This window comes from Halomonas sp. FeN2 (assembly GCF_020595105.1).
GTDB lineage: Bacteria > Pseudomonadota > Gammaproteobacteria > Pseudomonadales > Halomonadaceae > Vreelandella > Vreelandella neptunia.
In genome coordinates this window covers 2,232,585-2,257,236 of the sequence record NZ_CP074200.1, presented here as the reverse complement: position 1 = coordinate 2,257,236, position 24,652 = coordinate 2,232,585, and the positions used below count along the sequence as shown (strand labels likewise).

Here is a 24,652-nt window from a genome sequence, read left to right as displayed (position 1 = left end):
CTGTTTTGCCTTTATGAGCTCTTTGGGCTGGGTAGGCTGGTTAATGCCTCTCGCATTTTTATTGCTGGCGGGGCTTGGGATCGCGTCGCTTACTAAATATCTTTTTAGTCGTTCTCATCAAGGAGGCCACGCATGAGCCGTTTAACGACATCACTATTTTTATCCGGCGCACTGGTTCTGGGGGCCACCTCGGCCCATGCGGCACTGCCTGACGAGGCCACACTGTATAAAAATCCCCAGTGCGGCTGCTGTGACGGTTATGCACGCCATCTTGAAGAACTCGGCGTAGAAGTAACGATCATTGATGACGTAGAGCTAGGCGATGTCAAGCAGCAGGCGGGCGTGCCCTACGGACTGGGGTCGTGCCATACCATCGAGATGGGCGAGTATTGGATCGAAGGCCATGTTCCGATGGAAGCCGTGCAGGCGCTGTTCGAGCAACAGCCTGATCTTGACGGTATTGGCTTGGCCGGTATGCCCATTGGCACGCCGGGTATGCCGGGGCCTCAGGACGAGCCCTATAACGTCTATGCGTTTAGCGACCAGCAAGATGAGCCGTTCATGACGCTGGCGCCGTGATGCCGTGCTCCTCCGGCACGTCGATATCGATAAGCGTGCCGTTGTCCTGCACGGCATACTCTCGGTAGTGTGCCGTGTGGCGACGAATAATGTCTTTGGCACCGGCGTCGCCGCTTAACGTTTGAAGGGCTGGCCATTGTGAACGTCCGAATATAACCGGATGGCCTGGTTGGCCTTTGAAGCAGGGCCTCACGATGGTGTCGTGAGTGGCTCGCTGCTGTAGCGCGAATAGCGTGTCTCGCTGCAGGTAGGGCATATCGCCCAATAAAATCGCCACCGCTTCCACGTTCGAGAGGCGAGGATCATTGCTAAGCGCCGTTACCGCCTCGGCCAGACTTGAACCCAGCCCAAGGCGCGCCTGACGAATGCGAATAAGCGGCGTGCCTTCGGCAAGCCCTAAAAGATCTGTGTCGTCCTCTTCGCGGATCGCTACGCGTAGCAGAGGAAACGCTTGCTCTGCGTTGGCGACGCTGGCAGCTAACATCGTGCGTCCATCAGCCAAGCACGCGCAGCGCTTGTCGTGCTCACCAAACCGGCGCGAGTAACCGGCGGCCATGACCAATGCGACAACGTTGCTAGAGCTCATTGATAGTTTTTCCGTGTTGCACCCGCACGATATCCGCCATAACAGCGAGAGCAATCTCAGCTGGGGTCTTGCTTCCCAGCGCGAGACCAATTGGCATATGCAGGCGGTCGACCTGCTCTTCGGTTAACCCCCCGGAACGAATTAACCGCTCAGCGCGCTCAGTCGATGTGCGCCTTGAACCCATCACGCCGATATAGAAAGCAGGCGTGCGTACAGCCTCCATCATAGCTAAATCATCAATACGCGGGTCGTGAGTGAGCGCCACAACCGCCGTTGCGCTATGGCAAGCGCCGGAGGCAATGTAGAGCGAGGGCAGTAACGCTTTGACGGTCACCCCTGGCACTGCAAAGTCTGCGCAGACCGCCTCGTCTGGATCGCAGACGATCACTTCAAACCCCAGAGCAGCGGCAAAGGCGGCACAAGGGGCGGAAATGGGCGAAATGCCGGCAATAATGAGCCGTCTGGCCGGAGCAATCCGCATTTGAACAACATCTTGCCGATCATGTTCTTGTTCATCGCAGGGTTGACCATCCAACCGAACCACACGAGGGCCGAGAGTGTCATCCTCGCTGAAGGAGTGCTCTCCCGTGGATAAATTCACGTTACGCATCAAACGGTGATGGCCATCAAGGGTAGCTAGCAGGGTGGCCAAGTGCTCCTGCGTGTCAGCAGTCGAGAGCAGACGCTCAATCAACACTTCTAAAACACCGCCACAGGGAAGCGCAATATGCGCGCCTTGAGTATCGTCGGGGTCACCATAGCGCGTCACCGTAATTGGGCGATCATATTCTCCCTCGCCGAGACGCTTTATAAAGTCATCCTCTACACAGCCACCCGAAAGCGAGCCGATGTGTTTACCCTCTTGGCTGACGACCATCCACGAGCCCGGCGCGCGTGGCGAAGAGCCAAATGTGGCCAGCACGGTACACAGCCAAATCGTTTCCCCTTCCAGAGACCACTTAAGCGCTTGCTCAATCACTTGCCGATCCAAATGCTGCATTTATAACGTTTCCAATAGTTAGCAAACGGCATCCATTGCCTGTTTTGGCGTGGGCATAAGACTTATAGCCTAGCGTAGCAACAGCGTGTACAGAGGATGTAATCGATTTTTTTCAGAACCTTTATGCCCAATCGCCGGGTTGCTTACTCCAATCATGACTATGCTGAAGTCGTGACGACATTCATAAAGCGACAGCAATGAGCAGGGAAGGCACATAGTTATGAACCCACCTAATAGCGCTGAAAGGCGTCGCGAGACCGCGCAGAATGGCGCGGAGCGCTCGAACGTCTCTTTAGTGGTCAATGGAGCAAGGCACCAGCTTGAACTGGATAACCGAACGACGCTGCTGGATGCCTTGCGTGAACATTTAAAACTCACCGGCACCAAGAAGGGCTGCGACCACGGTCAGTGCGGCGCCTGCACGGTGTCGGTGAATGGCGAACGGATTAACGCCTGCCTGACGCTGGCGGTGATGCATGAAGGTGATGACGTGGCGACCATCGAAGGGTTAGGGGAAGCAGATCATCTTGATCCAATGCAGCAAGCGTTTCTCGATCATGACGCCTTCCAGTGCGGCTACTGCACGCCGGGCCAGATCTGTTCGGCAAAGGCTGTGCTAGAGGAGATTCGAGCAGACCTGCCCAGCCATGTAACGAAGGATCTAACCGCACCTATAGAGGTGACCGACGCCGAGATTCGCGAGCGGATGTCGGGCAATCTCTGCCGCTGTGGCGCTTATGCCAATATTCTAAAAGCCATTAATCAGGTGGCGGAGGAGCACGCATGAGAGCCTTCTCCTATGAACGCGTGTCTGATCCTGCTCAGGCGGCTGCCCGTGCCGCTGAAGTGTCTGGCGCCAAATTTATTGCCGGTGGCACCAACCTGCTTGATTTGATGAAGCACGAGATTGAAACCCCGCTGCACCTGATTGATGTAACGGGTACTGGGCTCAACGCTATTACCGAGACCAGCAACGGCGGTTTGCGTGTAGGGGCATTAGTGAGTAACAGTGCGCTCGCCGCCGACCACCGAATTCGTCGTGATTATGCGGTGCTCAGCCGAGCCCTTGTCTCAGGCGCATCGGGCCAGCTTCGCAATAAAGCCACGACCGGCGGTAATCTGCTCCAGCGCACCCGCTGCCCCTATTTTTACGACACCGGCATGCCCTGCAACAAGCGTTCGCCAGGGGCTGGCTGTGCGGCACTCGGTGAAGGCGCCAGCTCGCGTGGGCTGGGCGTTATCGGTACCTCAGAGGCGTGCATTGCCACTCATCCCTCGGACATGGCCGTTGCGCTCAGGGTATTAGATGCCGAAGTGGAAACCATCACGCCGAGTGGGGAGACGCGATACCAGTCGCTGGATGCGTTTTACCAATTACCTGGCGACACCCCAGAGGTTGAAAACACGCTGGCGCCGGGCGAGATGATTACCGGTGTTGTACTGCCAGCGCCTGTTGAAGGCCGCCACGCCTATTTTAAGGTGCGTGACCGAGCCTCTTACGCCTTCGCGCTGGTCTCCGTTGCGCTTATCCAAACGCCGGATGGCAGTGGCCGTGTCGCGCTTGGCGGCGTGGCCCCGATGCCTTGGCGCCGTGACGAAGCCGATGCAGCGCTGCCGCAGGGAGCTTCAGCGGTGATGAGCCAATTACTGGACGGCGCCCGCCCGACCCAAGACAACGCTTATAAGCTTACCCTGGCAGAGCGAACGCTTGCCGCGCTGCTGGCTCAGGAGTGACCCATGGACTTTAATCAATCAGCGGAAGATAACCTGTTCGATCGCGCCCGTATTATCGGCAAACCCCATGTGCGAATCGACGGCACGCTTAAGGTGATGGGGTGTGCGCCCTATGCTTATGAGCGTCATGACGTGGCGGCGGATCAACTGGTGGGCTACCCCCTGTGTGCGACCATTGCCAAGGGGCGAATTACCCATATGGATGCGTCGGCTGCCCGGGCCGCCCCAGGTGTTGTTTCAGTGGTAACGACGCTGGAGATTGAGCCACTTGATCGCTCGGAAAACAACGTTGCCCGGCTGTTCGGTGGCGATAAGATTGCCCACTACCATCAGGCGATCGCGGTAGTGGTGGCGGAGACTCTGGAGCAGGCACGTAGCGCCGCGGCGCTGATTGATGTCAGCTACCAGCAAGAGCAGGGTATCTTCGACCTTGAAGCTGCTTGGGAAAAGCTGGATAACACCGGCGAACCGCTTTCAGACGTGGGCGACGTTGACGCGGCGTTTCAAACCGCGGCCTTCACGCTGGATGAAGTCTATCGCACCGCTTCCCAAAGCCACGCCATGATGGAACCCCACGCGTCGATTGTTGACTGGTCTGATGGCGGGCAAATGACGGTGTGGACGTCGAACCAGATGATCGAAATGAATAAACAGGCGTTGGCGACCTCCTTCAATCTCGACCCCGACACGATTCGCGTCGAAAGCCCCTACATTGGCGGTGGCTTTGGCGGGAAACTGTGGCTGCGCGCTGACGCGGTACTCGCCGCCCTCGGCTCGCGGGCCTCAGGGCGGCCGGTCAAGCTGGCCTTGCCGCGTCCGCTGGTGTTCAACAATGCGACCCACCGCTCTGGCACCATTCAGCGACTGCGAATCGCTGCCGATGCCCAGGGCAAGATAATCGCCTTCGACCATGCCGCGGTTTCGCATACCCTGCCCGGCGGAAGCGGCGAGAACCCGGTCAATCAAACCCGCACGTTTTACGCCGGTGCGAGTCGCCGCGTCGCTCATCAGCCTGTTGAGATGGATCTACCCGAATCGGCGGATATGCGCGCTCCCGGCGAAGCCTCAGGGCTTGCCGTGCTGGAAATTGCCATGGATGAAATGGCGCAGAAGCTGGAGATGGATCCCGTCGAGTTCAGGATACTCAACGACACCCAAGTCGACCCGGAAGATCCCTCAAAGCCCTTTAGCGATCGTCATTACGTTGAGTGTTTACGCCAAGGCGCAGCAGCCTTTGGCTGGGAGGCGCGCAACCGCTCGCCTGGGGAAAAACGCGAAGGAGAGTGGTTGATCGGTTACGGTATGGCAGGGGCCTATCGCGGAGCGCCCACGCTGGATTCCGGGGCACGCGTACGTTTGCAGGACGGGCGGCTGATCGTTGAGACCGATATGACCGATATCGGCACCGGCTCCTACACCATTCTCGCTCAGACGGCTGCTGAAACGATGGGGATTGAGCTGGACGCCGTTGAAGTTCGGCTGGGCAACAGTGCCTATCCTATATCTTCGGGTTCAGGCGGGCAGTTTGGGGCTACTAGTTCAACCGCTGGCGTGTACGCCGCCTGTTTGGCGCTTCAAGAGCAGATCGCCAAGCGCTTAGGCGTCGAAAAGCCGCGTTTTGAAAACAGCCGCGTGCTAGCCGTGGATACTGACTTGGCGCTTGCCGATGTGGCAAACGGCGAAGAGCTTGTCGCCGAAGATACGATCCACTTTGGCGACTTTAAAGACGATATGCAGATTGGCACCTTTGGAGCGCATTTCATCGAGGTTGGGGTGCATGCCTATACCGGCGAAACGCGTGTTCGACGTATGCTCGCGGTGTGTGATGCGGGCCGCATCCTAAATCCGATCACCGCGCGTAGCCAAGTGCTTGGCGGTATGACGATGGGCGTGGGTGCTGCGTTGTCGGAGGGGCTAACCGTTGACCTTGAGCGCGGTTTCTTTGTTAATCACGACCTTGCCAGTTACGAGGTGGCGGTTCACGCCGATATCCCCGAGCAGGAGGTTATTTTTCTGGATACCACGGATGCGGCTTCATCGCCCTTAAAAGCCAAGGGGGTCGGAGAGCTTGGCATCTGCGGCGTGGCGGCGGCTATCGCCAACGCGGTTTATAACGCCACTGGTGTTCGGGTGCGTGAATACCCCATAACCCTTGATCGAATGATCGACCAGCTCCCGGAGGCTGGTCGCAGTGCGATTTTATAGTGCCGATTAAGGCGTCAAACTGTGGGTGAGGCAATCAGCATTGGCTTCTCGGCGGTAGACGAAGAGAGCGGCAGTGTGAACCCACTGACGGCGTTCATCATCTTATCAGCGGTGACCGATAGTTGTTCTGCCATGCTGTGGGAGTTTTCAACCGCCGCACGGGAGAGCTCCAGGGCATTGTAAATTTCGTTAACGCTTTGCTCGAGCTCTTCAACGCCTTGATGCTGCTGGCTAATTGCGCTTTCAGAATTGTTTAAACGCATGGCGACCTGCTCAAAGCTTTGAATAAGTGACCGAGTCGTCTCCGCAATGGTGGAAGTTTGTTTAACCCCTAGCAACACTTGGTCGGTGGTGGCCGCAATGGTATGGCGGATCTGAGTAGCAGTTGTTTGGGTATTTTTCGACAAGTTACGCACTTCGTTGGCAACCACGGCGAAGCCACGGCCGTGTTCACCAGCTCTTGCTGCTTCAACGGATGCGTTTAATGCGAGAAGGTTGGTTTGAAATGTGATGTTATCAATTTCGCCAAGCATCTCCTGGATAGCTTTGGAGTGCTTATCAAGTAGCCGCATCATTTCACCCATTTCCTCGACTTGCTTACCGTTTTGTCGAGCAATTTTCTCAGCATCGTTGGCCAGTTGACGTATATGTTGAGATTCTTTGGCGGTTTCCCGAGTCGAGGCTGCGAGTTCCGTCGTGCTAGTGGATATGCGCTCGGTTTGACTGCTGTTACGGGACGTTTGAGTGCGTAGTTGCTCTTGAGCAACAAAAAGCTGCTGACTGTAGTCCATAACGTGGCTTGCTGCGGTTTGTGTTTTTCGCAGGCTATCCGCTACCTGGTCGCGCATTTCTACGATTGCCGAGACTGCGGGCAACTGCTGTTCTTTTCTGCTGAAGGCAACGTCCAAGTTTCCGCTACCGGCGGCAATGGCAAAGCGAGTGACGTGAAGCCCTTCTTGCACCATGCTTTCCAGCACTTTTGCCAAATAGCCAAGAATAACGACTTGGACAACCACGGCGCCGCCGTGCATAAGTAAGCAATACAGTAAATCGACAGGGCTGTGGGTTATCGCCCCCTCTTCCATGACATGCATGTCACCCATGCTCACGTAAAGCTGAACGAGCCCCTGATACTGAAGCCAGGTAAAAAGAGCATGGTGAAGTGCTATGACCAAACCACCAAAAGCAATAACTCGCCAGTCGCTATAAAGGATTAAAACAGAGAGCAAGATAAAGATGCCAAAGTGTGCTTCGATCATGCCGCCACTTTGTTCGATCAATACGGCCGACCAGACCATCATCACAGCGGCTTTGATGAACCCGTTAGCAATGTGGCCTGGTAATTTATGCTGGAGAATATAGGTAAGCGGTAGAGTGGCAGCACTTACCACCGCTACTAGCATCAGCGTTTGGGTAAAAAAGCTAATCACCAAGCATAATAAAGCGACAAACCCTAGTGGCCACCACATGAGCCTGTCGGTACGCGCAATATGGTTCGAGAAAGAGGCGTCTGGCATTATTATATTTTCCTTGCTTTACAGCGGAAAGGAGTTGCTAGGGGGGAATACCCTGTCGAAATTTTTTAAAATAACTTTATGGAGTTTTGCTAAATATAAGCAGTCTTTTCTATAGTTAGCACTTTCGCCGTAAGATTAATGGAGTTTTTATTCTTTGAATAGTTAGTTAACAATTCTTCACTATTTGTTTTTGCTTATATTTTGATATAAGGATCACTAATGGATCATCCTCGTTTAGCTGGCTATTCACATTTGGGTGAGGTAGATCCCGTCAAGGCTTAGGCTTTCTTTGGGAGCGCATAGCTAGCGGTGACATGGACGACTGGGTGTACTTCATCACTGACCGAGAAAATCTGCACTTCTCCGACCGCTAAAAGTCGACCAAGCTTGATCAATTTGGCGTGGGCGATAATATCGTGATCGCCGGAGGCGGCACGCAGGAAGTGGCAGTTTAGGTCGCTGGTCACTGCCATCGGTTCGGGGCCGATCTGCGCCAGAATCGCAACGTAGAGTGCAACATCTGCAAAGCCCATCATGGTAGGGCCGGAAACCCGGGGGCCGGGGCGAAGATGCTCATGACCGATTTTAAGGCGCATGGTGGCAGTCATCTCACCTACGCTCTCTATCTTGCCCATCCGCTGGGGAAAGACTTCATCCAGAAAGTTTTCGATTTGCTCGGCAGTCATTACGGTCATTATTTTTTTCCTTTATAAAAAAGCCCCGAGGCATAAACCTCGAGGCTGATTACACCGTAAAACGATCTTACTTCGCCTTATGCACCTGACGCCACTCGTGAAGTAGCGGCTCGGTGTAGCCGGAAGGCTGCACGCGGCCTTTGAAGATTAGGTCAGAGGCGGCTTTGAAGGCAGTAGAACCTTCAAAATCGGCGCTCATGGCGGTGTAAGTAGGGTCGCCAGCGTTCTGCTCATCGACCACCTTGGCCATGCGTTTGAGCGTTTCTTCCACCCGCGGTGCATCGACAATGCCGTGGAGCAGCCAGTTGGCAATGTGCTGGCTGGAGATACGCAGCGTGGCGCGGTCTTCCATCAGGCCCACATTGTGGATATCCGGCACTTTTGAACAGCCCACGCCGTGCTCTACCCAGCGCACTACGTAGCCAAGAATACCTTGGCAGTTGTTATCCAACTCCTGCTGCTTCTCTTCATCCGACCAGTTGGCGTTTTCCGCCACCGGCACGGTGAGTAGGTCATCCAGGTAATCGGGCTCGCCCAACGCTTCCAGCTCGCGCTGAACGTCGGTGACGTTGACCTGATGGTAGTGCAGTGCGTGCAGCGCAGCAGCGGTAGGTGAAGGTACCCAAGCGGTGTTGGCACCCGATTTCGGATGGCCGATTTTCTGCTCCAGCATGTTGTGCATCAGGTCTGGCATGGCCCACATGCCTTTACCGATTTGCGCACGACCACGCAGACCGCAGGCAAGACCCACTTGCACGTTGCTCTTCTCGTAGGCCTGAATCCAAGCGGCGCCCTTCATATCACCTTTGCGTACCATGGGGCCCGCTTCCATGGCGGTATGCATTTCGTCGCCGGTACGGTCAAGGAAGCCGGTGTTGATAAACGCCACCCGTGAAGCCGCTTCAGCGATACACGCCTTGAGGTTGACGGTGGTGCGGCGCTCTTCGTCCATGATGCCCATTTTCAGGGTGTCACGGTTCATGCCCAAAATGTCTTCGACACGACCAAACAGTTCGTTGGCGAAGGCGACTTCTTTAGGGCCGTGCATCTTCGGCTTAACGATGTAAACCGAACCGGTGCGGGAGTTGCGCGGCTGGTCGGCGTCTTTCTTCAGGTCGTGCAGCGCGAGCAGTGAAGTGACCACCGCATCAAGGATACCTTCCGGTAGCTCGTTGCCTTTCTCATCCAGAATCGCTGGTGTGGTCATTAAGTGACCCACATTGCGCACGAACATCAGCGAACGGCCGGGCAGCGTGACGCTGCTGCCATCGGTGGTTTGCCAGGTGCGGTCAGCGTTAAGTTTACGAGTAAACGTCTTACCGCCTTTTTCGATCTTCTCTTCCAGATCGCCCTTCATTAGGCCCAGCCAGTTGCTGTAAACACCGACCTTGTCTTCTGAGTCCACCGCGGCTACGGAGTCTTCGCAATCCATGATGGCGGTCAGTGCAGCTTCAACCACGACATCTTTAACGCCTGCCGGGTCAGTTTTGCCGATGGAGTCGCTGGGATCGATCTGGATTTCTAGGTGCAGGCCGTTGTTACCCAACAGAATCGCGTCGGGTTTAGCCGCTTCACCGGTAAAACCGATCAGCTTGCCGGAGTCCTTAAGGCCCGTCTCACGACCGCCTTCCAGCGATACCACCAAGTGCTCATCACGAATGGCGTATTTCACCGCATCACGGTGCGAGCCAGTGGCCAGCGGGGCTGCGCGGTCAAGCACGCCACGGGCGTAGGCAATCACTTTGGCGCCACGTTTCGGGTTGAAGCTGGTGCCTTTTTCCGCGCCATCCTCTTCGGAAATCGCATCGGTGCCGTACAGGGCGTCGTAAAGGCTGCCCCAGCGTGCGTTAGCCGCATTCAGCGCATAGCGTGCGTTGCTCACCGGTACAACCAGCTGCGGGCCTGCCTGAACGGCTACTTCACGGTCAACGTTGGCAGTGGTCGCTTTGACGTTAGCCGGTGCTTCTGCCAAGTAGCCGACCTCTTTCAGGAAGCGGCGGTATCCCGGCATATCGGTGACCGGGCCGGGGTTTTCACGGTGCCACGCATCAAGTTTCTCTTGCAGCGTGTCGCGCTCTTCCAGCAATTGACGGTTTTTAGGTGTCAGATCATGAAACAGGGCATCCACACCGGCCCAAAAGGCGTTTTCATCAACACCTGTTCCCGGTAGCGCCTGCTCATTTATAAAACGATCTAAATCGGCTGCCACTTGTAAACGGTGGCGCGTGATACGCTCGCTCATGGGGTTTCTCCTGTGAGGATGCCCGTGGGGAATGTGTTGGCCACGGTCAGAGTAAAATGTATTTATGGAAAATAATTCCACACCTGCTCGGGCATGTAAACAGCGTAGACCCTAATGCGGTAAAATGCTCGACCAAATGACTAGGTATTAGGTTTTGGGAATGCGGCTCGACAGCCGCGTCTAGGCCAACGGAACATGGCGTTATGGAGAAACAACGATGCGTGATTTCCAACATCTGGAAGGCTTGTTTCGCCACGCCTCGGGCGATACCGCCCTTAGCCGCCTGTTGCCAGGAGAAGTATTGGCAGACGCCATGCAAGGCTATTTCCACCACTATGGCTTAGAAGCACTGCTGTTAGATACCAGTGAAGTGCATGCAGGCTTTATCGATACGGGGCGCTTCGCGCTGTGGTGCCAAGTGTGGAGCCCTCCGCAGCCGGTGGGCACTGCCTTTGTGGTACATGGCTATTTCGATCATATGGGGTTATATCGCCATTTGCTTGAACGCCTGCTGGCTAAGGGGTGGCGAGTGGTGCTGTGGGATCTTCCCGGCCATGGCCTTTCCAGCGGTGCGCGGGCGGCAATAGAAGATTTCGATGATTATCAGCACTGCCTGGCCCATTTGCAGATGACCCTAAAGAGCCAGGGCATGGCGCCTGAGCCGTGGTTAGGCGTGGGCCAGAGTACCGGTGGGGCGATTCTGGCTACCGATGCACTCACCCGCCGTGAGGCTTCCGGTTGGTCGGGTTTGGTGCTGTTGGCGCCCCTGGTGCGGCCTTGGGGATGGAGCCAAACCAGCTGGCTGCACTTGATTGCCAGTCCTTTCGTAAAAGAGTTGCCGCGTAAATATCGCCCCAACTCAACCGATGAGCAGTTCACCGAATTTCTACGTGAGGGTGACCCGCTGCAGCCCGAGCGCTTGAGCGTTGCCTGGGTGAGCGCTATGCGCCGCTGGATGCCTCGCTTACTTGCGCAGGAGCCCAACCCACTGCCTACCCTGATACTCCAGGGCGAGCAGGATTTGACCGTCGATTGGGAGTGGAATTTAGCGATTTTGGCGAAGAAGTTTCCTAATGCCGAAATTCACCGCCACCCGGAAGCTCGCCACCACTTGGTAAATGAGGCAGATCCCATTCGTGAAGTGTTGTTTGCAGCGCTGGATAATTTTGTAGATGGGTTTGTCGATGATCATCATTAACGTCATGTTAGAAGGAGAGCATTGTGTCAGCTTTAAAAGTACTGGTATTTGCGGGCAGTGCCCGAGAAGCGTCACTGAATAAGCAGCTAGCCAAGCTGGCCGCCAAGCGTATTGAGGCGCTTGGCGGGGAAGCCACTTTTATCGATTTAAAGGATTACCCCTGCCCACTGTTTGATGAAGATATCGAAGCCCAGGGCATGCCGGAGAATGTGCTGAAGCTGCGTGAGATTCTTGCGGATCACCAAGCAGTGATGATCGCCTCACCGGAGTACAACGGTTTTATCACCCCGCTGCTGAAAAACACTCTGGACTGGCTGTCACGACCCTACCAGGATACGCCGGGGCTCGGGTTGTTTGCCGGTAAGTGGGCAGCGCTGGTGGCGGCTTCCCCCGGTGGGCTAGGTGGCATCCGTGCGCTACCGCTGGGCCAGCAACTGTTAGCCAATCTGGGGCTGGTTGTGCTGCCACAGCCATTATCGCTGGCAAAAGCGGGCAGCGCCTTCAACGATAGTGGCGCGTTACACGATGAAACCACGGGGCAGAAGCTGGATGCGTTGTGCCAACGCCTAGTGGACTCACTCGCCGCCACTCGCTAATCGCCCAGTGGCTTTCGGGGGCTTACGCCCCCTTTAGCATCCGATCCAGCTTGCGTTAACCAATGGCCTCAATGTAAGTAAGGTTGCTCAAGTCGTTAAATGAGAGAATTGTTCATGCCACTTGGTGACGGCGGGCTTCCTCTAGGTCATAGGCGTTCTGCAAACGAAGCCAGTAACCTTCGCTCGTGCCGAAAATCTTTGCTAGACGTAAGTCAGTATCTGCCGTAATCGCTCGGCGGCCCAAGGTGATTTCACCAATGCGGGTCGCTGGGACGCACATCTGCTTGGCCAGCGCATTTTTACTCAGCGCCATTGGCTGCATGAAATCTTCGTACAAAATTTCACCGGGATGGATATTAGGAAGTTTGGCCATTTTGTCACCTCCCTTTATGAGTGATCGTGTCTACTTCAATGCTACGCACCTTTCAGCATTCGATCCAACTGCCGATAGCCAATCGCTTCAATAAGGTGCGGCTGGGTGGGCTTGGGTTCGCCCTGAAGGTCGGCCAGGGTCAGGGCTACGCGCAGTACGCGGTGGTAGGCGCGGGCGGAGAGCTTGAGCTTTTCCAGCACACCCGCCAGCCAAGCGCGCTCTTCATCGTTAAGCGCGCAGGCGGCCTCCAGGGCCTTGCCGCTGAGCTGGCTGTTTAGCGCGCCACGGGCCATTTGACGTTCTCGGGCTGCCATCACCCGCTCGCGCACGGCTTCTGACGACTCGCCTTGGGTTTGCGCGGTGAGCTGCTCTGGCGGCAGCGCGGGCACTTCCACTTGCAGATCGATACGGTCTAGCAGTGGCCCGGAAAGCCGTGCTTGATAACGCTGGATTTGGCTGGCGGTACACTGGCAGCGTTGGCGCGGGTCGCCTAAGTGGCCGCAGGGGCAGGGATTCATTGCGGCTACTAACTGAAATTGAGCAGGGTAGCGACGTTCATGACTGGCGCGGGCTAAATGGATCTCTCCTGTTTCTAGCGGCTGGCGCAAAACCTCTAGCACATGGCGGGAGAACTCCGGCAGTTCATCCAAAAACAGCACACCATGGTGAGCGAGAGAGATTTCACCGGGTTTGGGTTTTGAGCCGCTGTCATTTTCAGCAATTAATGCGACCCTCAGCGCGTATTATCGGGCTATTATGGTAGTCTGTGCAGGATTGAATGCGACAGAATTGATAGTAATTGCTGCGACAGGTCATGTTTTATTCAATATTTGGTGCGACTGCCCATGCCATTGCCTACATCCGTTCGTAAAATTGGCCCTACCCGACGAAGTGTGTCTGGCTACTATGCCTTTCGCGGGGAGGAGTCTATTGCGTTCGAGTCGACGCTCGAACGTGATTTCCTCATCAAGGCTGACTTTGATGTGAGCGTCCTTGGTGTGATTTCCCAGCCGTGCGAGATCCCGTTTCATCATCCAGTGACCGGTAGGCGTTACACCTACACGCCGGATTATTTGGTTTATTACCGTCTCGGTAACCGTCATTACAAGGACTACCCGAAACCTCTCCTGGTGGAGGTCAAACCACGGGAAAAGTGGCAAGAACATTGGCGTGAATGGTCGCCTAAATGGAAGGCGGCTATGCGGCATGCCAACAATGAGGGCTGGGCGTTTCGCATTCATGATGAAAGCCGCATTCGTGATAAGACCTTGGACAACATTACCTTCCTAGCGCGCTACAAGCGGATGGTGTTTCCCTCTGTCGAAAGCCAGGCAGTGCTCAATACGGTGAGGGAGATGGGGGTGGCGACCTTGGATTACCTGCTTTCTCGGCACTTCATGGGCGATATTTACCGGGCAGAGGGGATTGCGCATTTATGGCATCTGCTGGCGACCCGGCAGCTAGATTGCGATATGGCTCAATCCTTCAGTCCTCTATCGGAGGTATGGGTACCCGATCATGAATAATCATCGTGGCAGCGCAACTGAACCCAATAACGGCGTCGCCCAAACACGCCAACACTTGCAGATCATGGTGGGTGAGCAGGTTCAGAAAGATGGCACCGTTTACCGAATTTCCCAGGTGCTCGATTTTGAGACGGTCATTGGCATTGCCGTTGAGTCCGGGCGTAGTTGCCCGCTTCGCATCAAAGAACTAGCGCCTCTCAATAGCGGGTCTGTACCCCCTGAGCAGGATATGTCCGAGATTGGGGATGCCGATTGGCGGGAGGCCGAGCATCGCTTTTCCATCATTAAGCCCTTGGTGGATCGCCATACGGTGGGGAGGGATGCAGCGGAGGAGCGTGCTAAACAAACGGGGGTTGATACGGCTACGATCTACCGTTGGTTGAAGCGGTATAAAGCGACGGGCTCGGTGCTCGCATTGATTCCTCAAAAGCCAGGGTGGAAAAAGGGGAAGTCGCGCATACCCGCGCATGCCGAGGCGGTGATTCAGGAAGTCATCAAAGAGGTGTATTTGACGTTGCAGCGTCCGTCCGCACAAAAAGCGGTACAGGAAGTCATGCGGCGCTGCCATGAGCGGCGCATCGACCCGCCGAGCCCTGGTACTGTTCGTTCTCGTCTGCGCGACATCCCAGAGCGCGACCGATTGCGTGGGCATGGCTTTAGAGAAAAAGCGATTAATAAGTTTCAGCCGGCTGCCGGGAAGTTTCCCAATGCGGATTATCCATTAGCCGTCATGCAGATTGACCATACGCCTGCCGATATTATTTTGGTCGATGACGTGTATCGCAAACCGATTGGTCGACCATGGATCACGTTGGCCATGGACGTGTGTACCCGCGTGGTCACGGGGTATTACTTATCGTTTGACCCGCCCTCTGAAACATCCGTAGGCATGTGTGTGGCGCACTCCATGCTTCCTAAAGATGAGTGGCTGCTACTGCATAACGTGGAGGCTGAGTGGCCGGTATGGGGCACACCCGCCACGATTCATGTCGATAACGGCCCAGATTTTCGCTCAGAGTCGTTTCGGCGCTCATGCCTAGCCTATGGGATCAATCTTGAGTTTCGGCCTGTTAAGCAGCCTCGTTATGGTGGTCATATTGAGCGGGTACTGGGCTCTCTTCTCAAGGAAATCCATAACCTGCCTGGGACGACCTTCTCCTCCATTAAAGAGAAAGAGGGGTACGATCCAGAGAAGCACGCGGCCATGACGAAAAGCGAGTTTGAAGAGTGGCTGGTGACGTTGATTTGCAAGGTTTACCACCAGCGGCTTCATTCTGGAATTGGCATGTCCCCGATGAAGAAGTGGGAAATCGGTGTGTTTGGCAATGCCGACGTGCAGGGGGTGGGATTAGCACCAAGGCCTGCTGACAGGCTCTCTGTATTGCTTGATTTTTTGCCCAGCTTTCAGCGCACAATCCAGACCTTTGGTGTGACCATCGATGGCATGAACTATTACGATGAGGCGCTAAGGCCGTGGATCAATGCCAAAGATCCAGATACGCCAAGTAAGAAACGAACCTTTGTTTTTCGGCGTGATCCTCGCGACATTAGCGTCATTTGGTTCAAAGACCCTGAGCTTGGGCAGTATTTTCGCGTTCCGTTTGCCAACCTTGCCCTCCCCTCGATGAGTGTGTGGGAGTATGCCCAAGCTAAGGCACGCCTTCGCCAGGAAGGCAGGAACTCGGTGAATGAGTCTGAAATTCTACGCGCTATTAGTGAGCTGCGAACCCATGTGGAGGAGTCGCAAGCGCGTACCAAGCGAAGTCGCCGCCAGGCGCAACGACGTAAAGAGCATGAGAAAAAGGTGACGCCGGCAGATCCTCTTTTAAATGCACCCTCAACCGCGGCCCCTCAAGAGTCACCCGCTCAGGGGGACGGTCTTTTAACGGGTGATATCGATGTGAACTGGGACATAGCATGAGCACACACCTTCATCCTGATCTTCGTCATGTCTTGGGGCTGTCCGCTAAAGAGCGAATGGAGTTTATGGATCAACCGCGATGGTTGGGGTATCCATTGGCCAATCGCGTCATTGAGGTCATGCGTGGGCTGATGGAGAAGCCTAGTCGCCCTCGTATGCCCAATCTTTTGATCGTGGGTGACTCCAACAACGGAAAGACAACCATCGTTCAACGGTTTCGTAAACAGTACGGTGAGGGCTACGTGAATGAAGACGTAGAACCAGTGAAGCCAGTTATTGTCACCCAAGCCCCACCGAGTGCCGATGAGAAAAGTCTGTATATCGCAGTGCTAGAGAGCTTTTGGGCTCCCTACCGACCTACTGACCCGGTTCCCAAGCTGCGCTACCAGGTGATTCATCAACTGCGTGCTTGCCATACGCGCCTGCTGATCATTGATGAGTTTCACTCATTGCTAACCGGTGGTGCCGTCAAACAGCGAGAAACGATGAATGCCATTAAGCTCCTGTGCAATGAGTTAATGATTCCCATCGTTGGCGTGGGCACGCAGGATGCCGTGCGGGTGCTGCATTCAGACCCGCAGCATGCGAGTCGCTTTGATGTGGTCGCGTTACCCAAGTGGGAGCTCAATCAGGAGTTTCAGAAGCTGCTCGCTGGCTTTGAGAAGATCCTGCCGCTCAAACACCCCTCCCAGTTACATGAGCCACAATTGGCTACCCAGCTTCACGCGATCTCTGGCGGCAATTTTGGTGACCTTCACCGGCTGCTGATTGAGTGTGCCAATGCCGCTATTCTGTCCGGGGCTGAGCGTATCGATGAGAAAATTATCCAGAGTAAATCGTGGGTGCGACCAACCCGTGGCATTAGGGAAGTGATGCTGTAATGCCCTGGGCGCTGAGTGTGCCCCTGTTGCCTGAGGAGTCCCTTTCCTCATGGTTCGTTCGGGCGGCGTTGAGGCAGGGATGTGATCCTTTGTCGCTCACCGGGGCTATTTGGCCAACATGGCGTATATGGACGAGGGATATTGACAGGGAAATTCCCTTCGTAAGAATGCGCCCATTAGTCAATGCCTCGGGGATCTCTTCTGCTGAGTTTCAGAAGGCGGGGATGCGGGACGATTGTGAGAAAGTGGTCGGTTACTCATTACCGGAAACGCGGACTTGGCCCTGGTTGTTAGCACTCGGCAGCCGAAATCGAACCCGCCATGGAGGACAACAGGTATGCACGTTGTGCTTGGCAGAGGACTCAACCCCCTACTTGCGCCGACAATGGCGATTCGCTTGGCACACTGGGTGCCGCTTTCATGGGGTGCAGCTGATAGATGAGTGCCCAGCATGTAAGGCCCCGATAGAGCCCCATCGCCTGTCAGCGGAAGATCAACATTTAGCTCAGTGCAGCCGGTGTCATGACGATTTTAGAAAGGCGGTGCACACGTCGCATTTACCTGAAGCGTTCAGTTTCCAAGTGATGGCGGATCGTGTTTTAAAAACGGATAACGTGACGTTTAGGCAGGCCTCTATCGCACCCGCCGATTGGTTTTCTATGGTGACCTTCTTTCTTGGCGTTGTACGGCGTGCAAGTCGGCGGCCTTCGTCACCCCTCGGCGATGCGCTTCTGTCATTGGGCGTTTCGGTTACGGATAGCCGGATGCCTTTGTCTGGGTTAGCGTTTGAGCTGTTGCCTGTCAGCGAGCGTCGTGCTTTATTAGCGCGGGTTGAGCGGTTAGTGAGCATAGGCGTTGAGGAAACGTTCAATGCGTTGGTCGCGTTCAATGTGAAAACGAGCGCGCTTCATGATCCCCGAAAGTCACCCCCCGTTGTGCTGTTGCCAATGTTGTCACGATTATCTCATCACCCTCATGGGCCACATCGCCGCCGCGTTCAACCGGATCATCGCCCTACGTCGGAACGTGCTGTTAGAGCCTCTTGGGCGCGTTTAAAACGCAGAATGAAAGCGGAGCCAACCTTTTGAATCAACACCAAACGGTCGGCTGCGATGAGTGTGGCCGGGAAGTCTCCAAGTTGTGGCGACGCCACAAGGGGCATGGTTACTGCTCAACCTGCTATGCCCGGGTGTTTAAGCGACGGATGTGCCCACGATGCGGTGAGTTAGCCCGCCTGCCGAAGAATGACCCAGAAGCCGTCTGTCGCCAGTGTGATGTCGACAAGCCGTGCGCAAGATGTGGAAAAGCCAGCTCAGACTACAACATCGGCAAGGTTACTCCATACGGCCCTGTCTGCAACGCATGTGCTCCCTATTTTCGAGAGCCGGAACCCTGCGAGGCGTGTGGGAGGCCGTCTCAACGTCTTACCCGGGTGACTCGCATGGGTCATGATCATCGCTTATGTCCAAGCTGTGCGACTGCAGACCACGGTACCTGCTCTGCGTGTCGTCGACATCGTTTATTGGTGGTGGTACCCAACGGGGATGCGTTGTGCAAAGCCTGTTATGAGCAAGGTGAGGTTGCCTGCCCATCGTGTGGCCATCCTATGCCATCGGGTCGAGGCGATGCTTGTGAGCCTTGCTACTGGACGCGGACATGTCGTAAGCGGATCACCATTGGCCAAGCTGGTATCAGTGCCAAAGCGTTAAGTGAGGCATTTGGGGAGTTTGGTGAATGGTTGATTCGCACCACGGGGCCGCATAAGGCTGCCCTCAAGATCAACCATTTCTTATCGTTCTTCCTGGAGCTCGACCAGGCATGGTCACGCATACCAAGCTATACGGAACTGCTCCATCACTTTGGGGCTGAGGGGTTGCGGCGTGTGAGGCTCCCTATGCGCTGGTTGCATGAAGAGAAAGGGGTTGAGCCGGATCATCAGGCCAAGCGCATCAGCTCGGAGAAACGGCGTATTCAGGCGTGCCTCAGTTCCATGCCGTCCGCTTCGTTATCAGAAGGCGTGCTGCAAACCTATTGGCAGCAATTGGAAGCACGTATTGAGGCGGGCAGAACGTCGCATACGTCCGCACGCTTTGCACTAAGCGCAGCAGCCGCATTGTTACTCAATACTGACCGAGAGGGACAGCGGCTACCTAACCAGGGCGATGTGGACAGTTACTTGAGTGCGGTGCCCGGACAAGCAGCCTCGGTGACGGGGTTTACCAATTTCTTAAATCGCCAACATGCCACCACACTGACCCCTAGGGTGGATGAGAAACGGGCAAGAAAACGGCGAAAAGAAAAGTTGGCTCGCACCATGATGCAAATGGCTAAGTCCGCTGATCAAGGGGAGGAGTGGAAGGAGCGGTGGGTCGTCACTGCCATGGAATACTTTCATGACAAGAAAGTATCTAAAAAAGCACTCCGTCAACAGACCATAGAACATTCAGGAGACGGGGTACGGGTTAGCATGAAGGGTGTGAGCTACTGGCTGCCTATTGCATAAGGGCTCAGATGCCTTATTGATACGTTAACAAGCACCAAAGCACACATAAGTGTAAACCCTGTTGTTTGTCGTTAGATGCGTTATGGGTGTACCGCCCCGGCCTATTGGCCGGGGCGGTTCAGGTGAGATATCAAAGCATTTGCTTCAGTTCCCCATAGTCCCCCCCAACACGCAAGACGATGGTCACGTCGTTGTCATTGCGGTTACGGAAGAACCAGCCGTGATTGCCAGTGAAAGCAGCTTCAAGCTCACCTTCATCTTCGGGCACACCACGGCCTTTCTCGTAGCTAATGGAGTTCCCATTGCCATCACCGTGCGTGTCAAAGTTGACGGGGCCACCTTCGGATACCCAGGCAAAGGTAGCCACCGCCCCTTCTTGCATGGTGAGTTTGTACTCCGTGCCTTCCCCTGGCGTCAGAGTAAAGCTTACTTCATCACTCCATGGAGATGCTTCTTCCGCTTGCGCCGTCTGGGAAGTGGCTTCCTCAGTCGCTAATGCCTCCGCCAGAGCCACGCTGGCGTCGGTCATCACCCTTTCAGGCTCAGTGGGTGAAGGTGCGACTGGATCACTCGCTGAGGCTGAATTGGCTGTTTGGGGAGCCATCTCTGCATCCGAAGTGGAAGTTTGCGCATCAGCATTGCTTGTTGCCTCAGGCTGACGATCACTGACGGTCTCTTGAGATGCAGTAGGTTGAGAAGCCTGCTGGACACTGGCTTGGTCGTTGGCCTGATCGAGCTCGGCTTCCTCAGCCAACTGGGTCTTGATTTCTCCCATCTCAGTCAGCCCCAACAAGCGCCCAGCACCGGTGGGGTCGATGGCGTACTCAGCAGGCAGCACGACGGTGATCAGCAAAGCGACGGCAATAACGGCTGCCATCAACGTAGAGCGAAGTAACTTACCCGTTGACGGCAGTTCGGCACGGGTTGGAAGATCAGTATTATACATCGGGGACTCCCTCAATTAGGCAATGAAATAGCCGGTCAGTTGATAACCCACCAGCATAAAACCAGCACACATCATGGCGACGTTGGCGGTATACGCGTGGCGTAAGAAGCCCGTCGTGCGTCGCCAGAAGCCCATCACAATGAGAATGGCGCTCAATGCCAGTAGCTGGCCGATCTCTACGCCTACGTTGAATGCCAGGAGGTTAGGGACGAGACCATCGGACGAGATATCGTACTCAATTATCTTGCTCGACAGGCCAAAGCCATGAAACAGACCGAACACCAACGTGGCGACCTTGGTGTGGGGCTGAAAGCCGAACCAACGTTGATACGCCCCGATGTTATCGAGCGCCTTGTAGACAACGGAGAGTCCGATGATGGCGTCGATCAGGTAGCTATTGATGCCGATATTGAAGTACACCCCTAACAGCATCGTCGTCGAGTGACCGATGGCAAAGAGGCTGACGTAAATGGCGATATGCTGCATTCGGTAGAGGAAAAAGATGACCCCTAGCAAAAACAGAATGTGGTCATACCCCGTTACCATGTGCTTGGCACCGAGATACATAAACGAGATCAGATGAACGCCATAGATCTCTTGAATATAGCCCTTGTCACCTTCAGCCACCGCGTGAGCAAGTACCTCACCACTGGCGCCCAGTAGCATTAACAGCAGGGTTAGAAAGGCTAAGGCGTGGCGTCGGGCCATCATAGGCAAGCCGAGCGCACCCCTTACTTGGGATGGAAACATGCAACCTCCACGGGTCTGTCATTAGTCTTGGCCATCGGATGGATGGCCCCAGTCATCAAGCGACGACTGGCCGTGGAGGCCGCTCCAAGCGGTAGACACGACGCAGGGGAAAAGCGTGTCGTTCGCCTAGCCGCAGGGCATGACGGACGCTGGGTGCCAGGGCAATGCTCGCCCCCAACCGATCCGCTTGTTCGTGGAAGTGACTGCCGCTCTCATGAGGGAGCTGGCGACCGTCTTCATGCATGTGGCCATGGGTATGCCCATGGCCGCTTAGATCACTCTTGTGGTCAAACGACGCAACGCTCGCCGCCCCATGGGCTTGCGCCTCGCCGAGGCTGGAGATGACCAGGCTCGGCAAGAACAATAGTAAGAACATAAGGTAGCCAAGACGGTGGCGCAGCCGATGGAGCATGATAAAACAACCAGAGTGAAAGTGATAACCAAGCAACACATGCTGTTTCAGCGCGAGCGTTGGCAGCATGATACCAATAGATTGCCATCCCCCCTAGGGGGATAGAAACAATGAAAAGGAAAAGAACATGACACCGCATACCCACCAGTCGCATCCCGATATCATCAAGCGGCTCAATCGCGCTCGCGGCCATCTACAAAGCGTGACGCACATGATGGAAGAGGGTCGTCACTGCCTTGACATTGCGCAGCAGCTCCACGCGGTCGAGAAAGCTGTCCAGCAGGCTAAGCGCGTATTGATCCATGACCATATTGAGCACTGTCTGGATGACGCCCTTAGGCCGCTCTCACCGGAACAGCAACACCATGTCGACGATTTCAAAGCGATTGCGCGTTATCTGTGAGGAGCTAACGCCAGGCCAGCGCTCTGGTCTTCCTCACAGGGCAATATCTCAACCGTGATGTGAACGAGAGAGGAACAGTGGGCCTGGATATGGCGTTTGTAAGCCGTGGGCGACTCGGGTTCATGGGCCACGATGGAGACGATAGCGGCATAAATATTGGGGCCGATCGACCACACATGAAGATCAGTAACACGGGCATCATCGTTCTCAACAGCTTGCTTGATGGCGTTTTCCATCGATTGATGCTGATGATCCAGCAGTACTGTCGATGTCTCTTTAAGCAACTGCCATGACCAGCGGGTGACCAAGATAGCGCCCACGATTCCCATGGCAGGGTCCATCCAACCCCAACCCGCATATTTACCCGCCAGCAGAGCCACAATCGCGAGCACTGACGTCAGTGCATCCGCCAATACATGCAGGTAAGCAGCACGACGATTATGGTCATGATGATGGCTGTGGTCATGATCGTGCCCATGATGGTGATCATGACCGGCCTCGCCTAATATCCAAGCAGAAATACCGTTGACCACCAAACCGATGAAAGCGACAAAAATAGCCCCGTTAAACGAGATCTCAACGGGTTGAATAAAGCGGCCCACGCTTTCTATCACCATGTAAAGGGCGAACACGGCCAGCAGTATCGCGCCGGTAAATCCCCCCAGCGCGTTGACCTTTCCGGTGCCAAACGAGAACCGGTCATTCGTAGCATGCTTACGGGCATAGGCATACGCAAAGGCGGCAATACCCAGTGCCACCGCATGGGAGCCCATATGCAACCCATCGGCTAGCAGCGCCATTGACCCGTAGATCACCCCCGCCGTAATTTCCCAAACCATCATGGCCAGGGTCAGCCCGACCACAATGAGCGTCCGCAACTCACCGGAGCGTTTATGGTTCTGGCCAAACGTATGATCGTGCTGCCATTGGTCAAGGCGATGGTGAGGCATGACTAGCGTACCTAATGGAAGAAGAACATGTTCAGCGTATGCGCTATCGAGCATTGCGACGCCACCTATCCCCCCTGGGGGGATAGGTGGGATACTAGTGGAGATCAGGTGGGTTCACAACCGGACTTGCGATAGCAAGCACAGCAAAACACAAAAGGCGATACAGGCGAGCCGGAAACGCCATCAGCGGGTGACTGCTGGCTAAAAAACCACAAGAGACGCTAAGACACCAATAAGCGCGCACCCTGCCAGCACTTTGAGCATGCCCACCTTGAAATGAAAAATCGCGACCATCGCGCCTGCCGCCAGTAATAACGCCAGTAAATCGAGGGACGCTAAGTTCGGCGCTAAAAGTCGTGCCCCCATCACGTGCCATTCGCCTACGTCAGCGAAGATAACGTGAAGTCCAAACCAAATGGCTAGGTTGAGGATAACCCCGACGACCGCAGCGGTAATGGCGGACAGCGCAGCGCTTAAGGCGCGGTTGTCACGTAGACGCTCCACATAGGGAGCCCCTAAAAATATCCAAAGAAAACAAGGAACAAACGTTACCCACGTGGTCAGCAATGCGGCCAGCGTTGCCGCCAACATGGGATCAAGGCCTGTGGCCTCACGATAAGAGCCCATAAACCCAACAAACTGCACGACTTGAATTAACGGGCCCGGTGTCGTCTCCGCCATGCCCAGGCCATCCAGCATCTCGCCCGGTGCCAACCATCCATAATTTTGCACCGCCTCTTGAGTGACGTAACCCAGCACCGCATAGGCACCGCCAAAGGTCACCACCGCCATCTTACTGAAGAAGAATGCGATCTGACTGAACACATTCTCGCTGCCGAATAGGGCCAATAGCACCACCACCGGTGTTAGCCACAATAGGAGTAACGTGCCTGACATGCGTAGCGACCACTGGCGATTGGGGCGTGCATGGGCAGGCAGCCCTTTTCCCAGTAGGGAATCTCGGTCGCTAAGCACTGACTCGTCGGCATCACCGTGGCCACCTCCTACCTGAAAGGCTGTCATGCCACGCTTCCCTCCCCAGTACCCCAGAAGGGCCGCGCTTAGAACAATCACCGGAAACGCCACCTCAAAAAAGAAGATGGCGACAAACGCGGCAGTGGCGATGCCAAGCATTATCTGATTTTTTAGTGCCCGCTTGCCTATACGGACGACAGCGTTAAGCACCACGGCCAGCACCGCCGCTTTTAGACCAAAGAAGAGCCCCTCAACTGCCCCCACATTGCCCAAAGCTGCATACAGGTAGCTCAGGGCCAGAATGGCGATGAAGCCAGGTAACACAAAGAGGCTGCCCGCCACCAAGCCACCTTTGGTACGATGCATCAGCCAACCGATATAGATAGCCAACTGTTGCGCTTCTGGCCCCGGCAGCATCATGCAGTAGTTAAGTGCGTGCAGAAAACGGCGCTCGCCAATCCATTTTTTTTCTTCGACAAGGATGCGATGCATCACCGCTATCTGACCGGCGGGGCCGCCGAAGCTCAATAGTGCGATTCGTAACCAGACCCTAACGGCCTCACGGAACGGTACTTGATGGGGCGACTCAATGTTGGGCGGCATGGCACACTCTTTAGCGATGTAGGGGTGTTATTTTGTAGAATGTATAACAGTTAGGTT

The 24,652-nt window shown here is 55.3% G+C and carries 23 protein-coding genes and 1 pseudogene; 12 read left to right on the top strand and 12 right to left on the bottom strand.

What is annotated here, in order from left to right:
- Positions 1–132 precede the first annotated feature (132 nt).
- Positions 133–579: a DUF411 domain-containing protein gene (locus KF947_RS10290; protein ID WP_133733612.1), complete on the top strand. Its 447-nt coding sequence runs from the start codon at positions 133–135 to the stop codon at positions 577–579.
- Here the strand turns inward: KF947_RS10290 and KF947_RS10285 are convergent.
- Both KF947_RS10285 and KF947_RS10280 read right to left on the bottom strand, forming a co-directional pair.
- The gene (locus KF947_RS10285) at positions 560–1,165 is read right to left on the bottom strand and encodes an NTP transferase domain-containing protein (protein WP_227406183.1); all 606 of its coding nucleotides are present in this window, start codon (positions 1,163–1,165) and stop codon (positions 560–562) included. The two genes, KF947_RS10290 and KF947_RS10285, sit on opposite strands and share 20 nt — an antisense overlap.
- A complete protein-coding gene (locus KF947_RS10280; protein ID WP_227406182.1) occupies positions 1,155–2,165 on the bottom strand; it encodes an XdhC family protein in 1,011 nt (336 codons plus the stop codon). Before KF947_RS10280 ends, KF947_RS10285 begins: the two co-directional genes overlap by 11 nt.
- A gap of 220 nt (positions 2,166–2,385) precedes the next feature.
- Between KF947_RS10280 and paoA the strand changes: the two genes are divergently transcribed.
- From paoA to paoC, 3 genes are read left to right on the top strand one after another with little or no spacing between them, the layout of a single operon-like run.
- Positions 2,386–2,952 carry an aldehyde dehydrogenase iron-sulfur subunit PaoA gene (gene paoA / locus KF947_RS10275; protein WP_227406181.1) on the top strand — a complete coding sequence of 189 codons (567 nt, stop codon included), beginning with the start codon at positions 2,386–2,388 and terminating at the stop codon, positions 2,950–2,952.
- Positions 2,949–3,899: an FAD binding domain-containing protein gene (locus tag KF947_RS10270; RefSeq protein ID WP_227406180.1), complete on the top strand. Its 951-nt coding sequence runs from the start codon at positions 2,949–2,951 to the stop codon at positions 3,897–3,899. The genes paoA and KF947_RS10270 overlap by 4 nt, the downstream gene beginning before the upstream one ends.
- 3 nt (positions 3,900–3,902) lie before the next feature.
- A complete protein-coding gene (gene paoC, locus KF947_RS10265; protein WP_227406179.1) occupies positions 3,903–6,104 on the top strand; it encodes an aldehyde oxidoreductase molybdenum-binding subunit PaoC in 2,202 nt (733 codons plus the stop codon).
- A 14-nt stretch (positions 6,105–6,118) separates the two neighbouring features.
- Here paoC and KF947_RS10260 read toward each other — a convergent pair whose 3' ends face one another.
- From KF947_RS10260 to KF947_RS10250, 3 genes are all read right to left on the bottom strand, one after another.
- On the bottom strand, positions 6,119–7,621 hold the full coding sequence (locus KF947_RS10260) for a methyl-accepting chemotaxis protein (RefSeq protein WP_133733606.1): 1,503 nt from the start codon (positions 7,619–7,621) through the stop codon (positions 6,119–6,121).
- Between the two features lie 278 nt (positions 7,622–7,899).
- Complete coding sequence (locus tag KF947_RS10255; RefSeq protein ID WP_227406178.1) at positions 7,900–8,316, bottom strand: PaaI family thioesterase; 417 nt, start codon at positions 8,314–8,316, stop codon at positions 7,900–7,902.
- A 67-nt stretch (positions 8,317–8,383) separates the two neighbouring features.
- Positions 8,384–10,558: a malate synthase G gene (locus tag KF947_RS10250; protein ID WP_227406177.1), complete on the bottom strand. Its 2,175-nt coding sequence runs from the start codon at positions 10,556–10,558 to the stop codon at positions 8,384–8,386.
- Positions 10,559–10,775: 217 nt separating this feature from the next.
- Between KF947_RS10250 and KF947_RS10245 the strand changes: the two genes are divergently transcribed.
- Both KF947_RS10245 and KF947_RS10240 read left to right on the top strand, forming a co-directional pair.
- Positions 10,776–11,756, top strand: coding sequence for an alpha/beta hydrolase (locus KF947_RS10245; protein WP_133733603.1), 981 nt, complete (start codon positions 10,776–10,778; stop codon positions 11,754–11,756).
- A 23-nt stretch (positions 11,757–11,779) separates the two neighbouring features.
- A complete protein-coding gene (locus tag KF947_RS10240) occupies positions 11,780–12,352 on the top strand; it encodes an NADPH-dependent FMN reductase (protein WP_227406176.1) in 573 nt (190 codons plus the stop codon).
- A gap of 112 nt (positions 12,353–12,464) precedes the next feature.
- Here the strand turns inward: KF947_RS10240 and KF947_RS10235 are convergent, their stop codons facing one another.
- Positions 12,465–12,725, bottom strand: coding sequence for a HigA family addiction module antitoxin (locus KF947_RS10235; RefSeq protein ID WP_133733601.1), 261 nt, complete (start codon positions 12,723–12,725; stop codon positions 12,465–12,467).
- A gap of 41 nt (positions 12,726–12,766) precedes the next feature.
- Positions 12,767–13,429 (bottom strand): annotated as a pseudogene (locus KF947_RS10230) (ATP-binding protein); the annotation flags it as partial.
- Between the two features lie 141 nt (positions 13,430–13,570).
- On the opposite strand from KF947_RS10230, the gene KF947_RS10225 reads away from it, so the two are divergent.
- From KF947_RS10225 to KF947_RS10205, 5 genes are all read left to right on the top strand, one after another.
- On the top strand, positions 13,571–14,251 hold the full coding sequence (locus tag KF947_RS10225) for a TnsA endonuclease N-terminal domain-containing protein (protein ID WP_085919475.1): 681 nt from the start codon (positions 13,571–13,573) through the stop codon (positions 14,249–14,251).
- Positions 14,244–16,172, top strand: a complete 1,929-nt coding sequence (locus KF947_RS10220) for a Mu transposase C-terminal domain-containing protein (protein ID WP_227406175.1) — start codon at positions 14,244–14,246, stop codon at positions 16,170–16,172. Before KF947_RS10225 ends, KF947_RS10220 begins: the two co-directional genes overlap by 8 nt.
- The gene (locus KF947_RS10215) at positions 16,169–17,053 is read left to right on the top strand and encodes a TniB family NTP-binding protein (protein ID WP_085919473.1); all 885 of its coding nucleotides are present in this window, start codon (positions 16,169–16,171) and stop codon (positions 17,051–17,053) included. The genes KF947_RS10220 and KF947_RS10215 overlap by 4 nt, the downstream gene beginning before the upstream one ends.
- Positions 17,053–18,141 carry a TniQ family protein gene (locus tag KF947_RS22205; protein WP_227406174.1) on the top strand — a complete coding sequence of 363 codons (1,089 nt, stop codon included), beginning with the start codon at positions 17,053–17,055 and terminating at the stop codon, positions 18,139–18,141. Before KF947_RS10215 ends, KF947_RS22205 begins: the two co-directional genes overlap by 1 nt.
- Positions 18,142–18,659: 518 nt before the next feature.
- Positions 18,660–19,556 (top strand): hypothetical protein, encoded by an 897-nt coding sequence (locus tag KF947_RS10205; protein ID WP_227406173.1) that lies wholly within the window; start codon positions 18,660–18,662, stop codon positions 19,554–19,556.
- 130 nt (positions 19,557–19,686) lie between these two features.
- Here the strand turns inward: KF947_RS10205 and KF947_RS10200 are convergent, their stop codons facing one another.
- From KF947_RS10200 to KF947_RS10190, 3 genes are all read right to left on the bottom strand, one after another.
- Positions 19,687–20,502 (bottom strand): hypothetical protein, encoded by an 816-nt coding sequence (locus tag KF947_RS10200; RefSeq protein ID WP_227406172.1) that lies wholly within the window; start codon positions 20,500–20,502, stop codon positions 19,687–19,689.
- Between the two features lie 15 nt (positions 20,503–20,517).
- Positions 20,518–21,213 carry a HupE/UreJ family protein gene (locus KF947_RS10195; RefSeq protein ID WP_413614129.1) on the bottom strand — a complete coding sequence of 232 codons (696 nt, stop codon included), beginning with the start codon at positions 21,211–21,213 and terminating at the stop codon, positions 20,518–20,520.
- Positions 21,214–21,307: 94 nt separating this feature from the next.
- Positions 21,308–21,733, bottom strand: coding sequence for a hypothetical protein (locus KF947_RS10190; RefSeq protein WP_227406170.1), 426 nt, complete (start codon positions 21,731–21,733; stop codon positions 21,308–21,310).
- A 58-nt stretch (positions 21,734–21,791) separates the two neighbouring features.
- On the opposite strand from KF947_RS10190, the gene KF947_RS10185 reads away from it, so the two are divergent.
- On the top strand, positions 21,792–22,067 hold the full coding sequence (locus tag KF947_RS10185) for a metal-sensing transcriptional repressor (protein ID WP_085919469.1): 276 nt from the start codon (positions 21,792–21,794) through the stop codon (positions 22,065–22,067).
- Here KF947_RS10185 and dmeF read toward each other — a convergent pair.
- The gene (gene dmeF / locus KF947_RS10180) at positions 22,058–23,017 is read right to left on the bottom strand and encodes a CDF family Co(II)/Ni(II) efflux transporter DmeF (protein WP_227406169.1); all 960 of its coding nucleotides are present in this window, start codon (positions 23,015–23,017) and stop codon (positions 22,058–22,060) included. The two genes, KF947_RS10185 and dmeF, sit on opposite strands and share 10 nt — an antisense overlap.
- Positions 23,018–23,218: 201 nt before the next feature.
- A complete protein-coding gene (gene chrA, locus KF947_RS10175) occupies positions 23,219–24,595 on the bottom strand; it encodes a chromate efflux transporter (RefSeq protein ID WP_227406168.1) in 1,377 nt (458 codons plus the stop codon).
- Between the last annotated feature and the right edge of the window lie 57 nt (positions 24,596–24,652).

Bases quoted from the DNA above. Each gene is read 5' to 3' on its own strand.
- KF947_RS10215 (WP_085919473.1), top strand. From the start codon at position 16,169: ATGAGCACACACCTTCATCCTGATCTTCGTCATGTCTTGGGGCTGTCC.
- KF947_RS10225 (WP_085919475.1), top strand. From the start codon at position 13,571: ATGCCATTGCCTACATCCGTTCGTAAAATTGGCCCTACCCGACGAAGT.
- KF947_RS22205 (WP_227406174.1), top strand. From the start codon at position 17,053: ATGCCCTGGGCGCTGAGTGTGCCCCTGTTGCCTGAGGAGTCCCTTTCC.
- KF947_RS10270 (WP_227406180.1), top strand. From the start codon at position 2,949: ATGAGAGCCTTCTCCTATGAACGCGTGTCTGATCCTGCTCAGGCGGCT.
- KF947_RS10195 (WP_413614129.1), bottom strand. From the start codon at position 21,213: ATGATGGCCCGACGCCACGCCTTAGCCTTTCTAACCCTGCTGTTAATG.
- chrA (WP_227406168.1), bottom strand. From the start codon at position 24,595: ATGCCGCCCAACATTGAGTCGCCCCATCAAGTACCGTTCCGTGAGGCC.
- KF947_RS10235 (WP_133733601.1), bottom strand. From the start codon at position 12,725: ATGGCCAAACTTCCTAATATCCATCCCGGTGAAATTTTGTACGAAGAT.
- KF947_RS10200 (WP_227406172.1), bottom strand. From the start codon at position 20,502: ATGTATAATACTGATCTTCCAACCCGTGCCGAACTGCCGTCAACGGGT.
- KF947_RS10255 (WP_227406178.1), bottom strand. From the start codon at position 8,316: ATGACCGTAATGACTGCCGAGCAAATCGAAAACTTTCTGGATGAAGTC.
- KF947_RS10280 (WP_227406182.1), bottom strand. From the start codon at position 2,165: ATGCAGCATTTGGATCGGCAAGTGATTGAGCAAGCGCTTAAGTGGTCT.
- KF947_RS10220 (WP_227406175.1), top strand. From the start codon at position 14,244: ATGAATAATCATCGTGGCAGCGCAACTGAACCCAATAACGGCGTCGCC.
- KF947_RS10250 (WP_227406177.1), bottom strand. From the start codon at position 10,558: ATGAGCGAGCGTATCACGCGCCACCGTTTACAAGTGGCAGCCGATTTA.
- KF947_RS10285 (WP_227406183.1), bottom strand. From the start codon at position 1,165: ATGAGCTCTAGCAACGTTGTCGCATTGGTCATGGCCGCCGGTTACTCG.
- paoA (WP_227406181.1), top strand. From the start codon at position 2,386: ATGAACCCACCTAATAGCGCTGAAAGGCGTCGCGAGACCGCGCAGAAT.
- KF947_RS10245 (WP_133733603.1), top strand. From the start codon at position 10,776: ATGCGTGATTTCCAACATCTGGAAGGCTTGTTTCGCCACGCCTCGGGC.
- KF947_RS10290 (WP_133733612.1), top strand. From the start codon at position 133: ATGAGCCGTTTAACGACATCACTATTTTTATCCGGCGCACTGGTTCTG.
- KF947_RS10260 (WP_133733606.1), bottom strand. From the start codon at position 7,621: ATGCCAGACGCCTCTTTCTCGAACCATATTGCGCGTACCGACAGGCTC.
- dmeF (WP_227406169.1), bottom strand. From the start codon at position 23,017: ATGCCTCACCATCGCCTTGACCAATGGCAGCACGATCATACGTTTGGC.
- paoC (WP_227406179.1), top strand. From the start codon at position 3,903: ATGGACTTTAATCAATCAGCGGAAGATAACCTGTTCGATCGCGCCCGT.
- KF947_RS10205 (WP_227406173.1), top strand. From the start codon at position 18,660: ATGCCATCGGGTCGAGGCGATGCTTGTGAGCCTTGCTACTGGACGCGG.
- KF947_RS10190 (WP_227406170.1), bottom strand. From the start codon at position 21,733: ATGCTGCCAACGCTCGCGCTGAAACAGCATGTGTTGCTTGGTTATCAC.
- KF947_RS10185 (WP_085919469.1), top strand. From the start codon at position 21,792: ATGACACCGCATACCCACCAGTCGCATCCCGATATCATCAAGCGGCTC.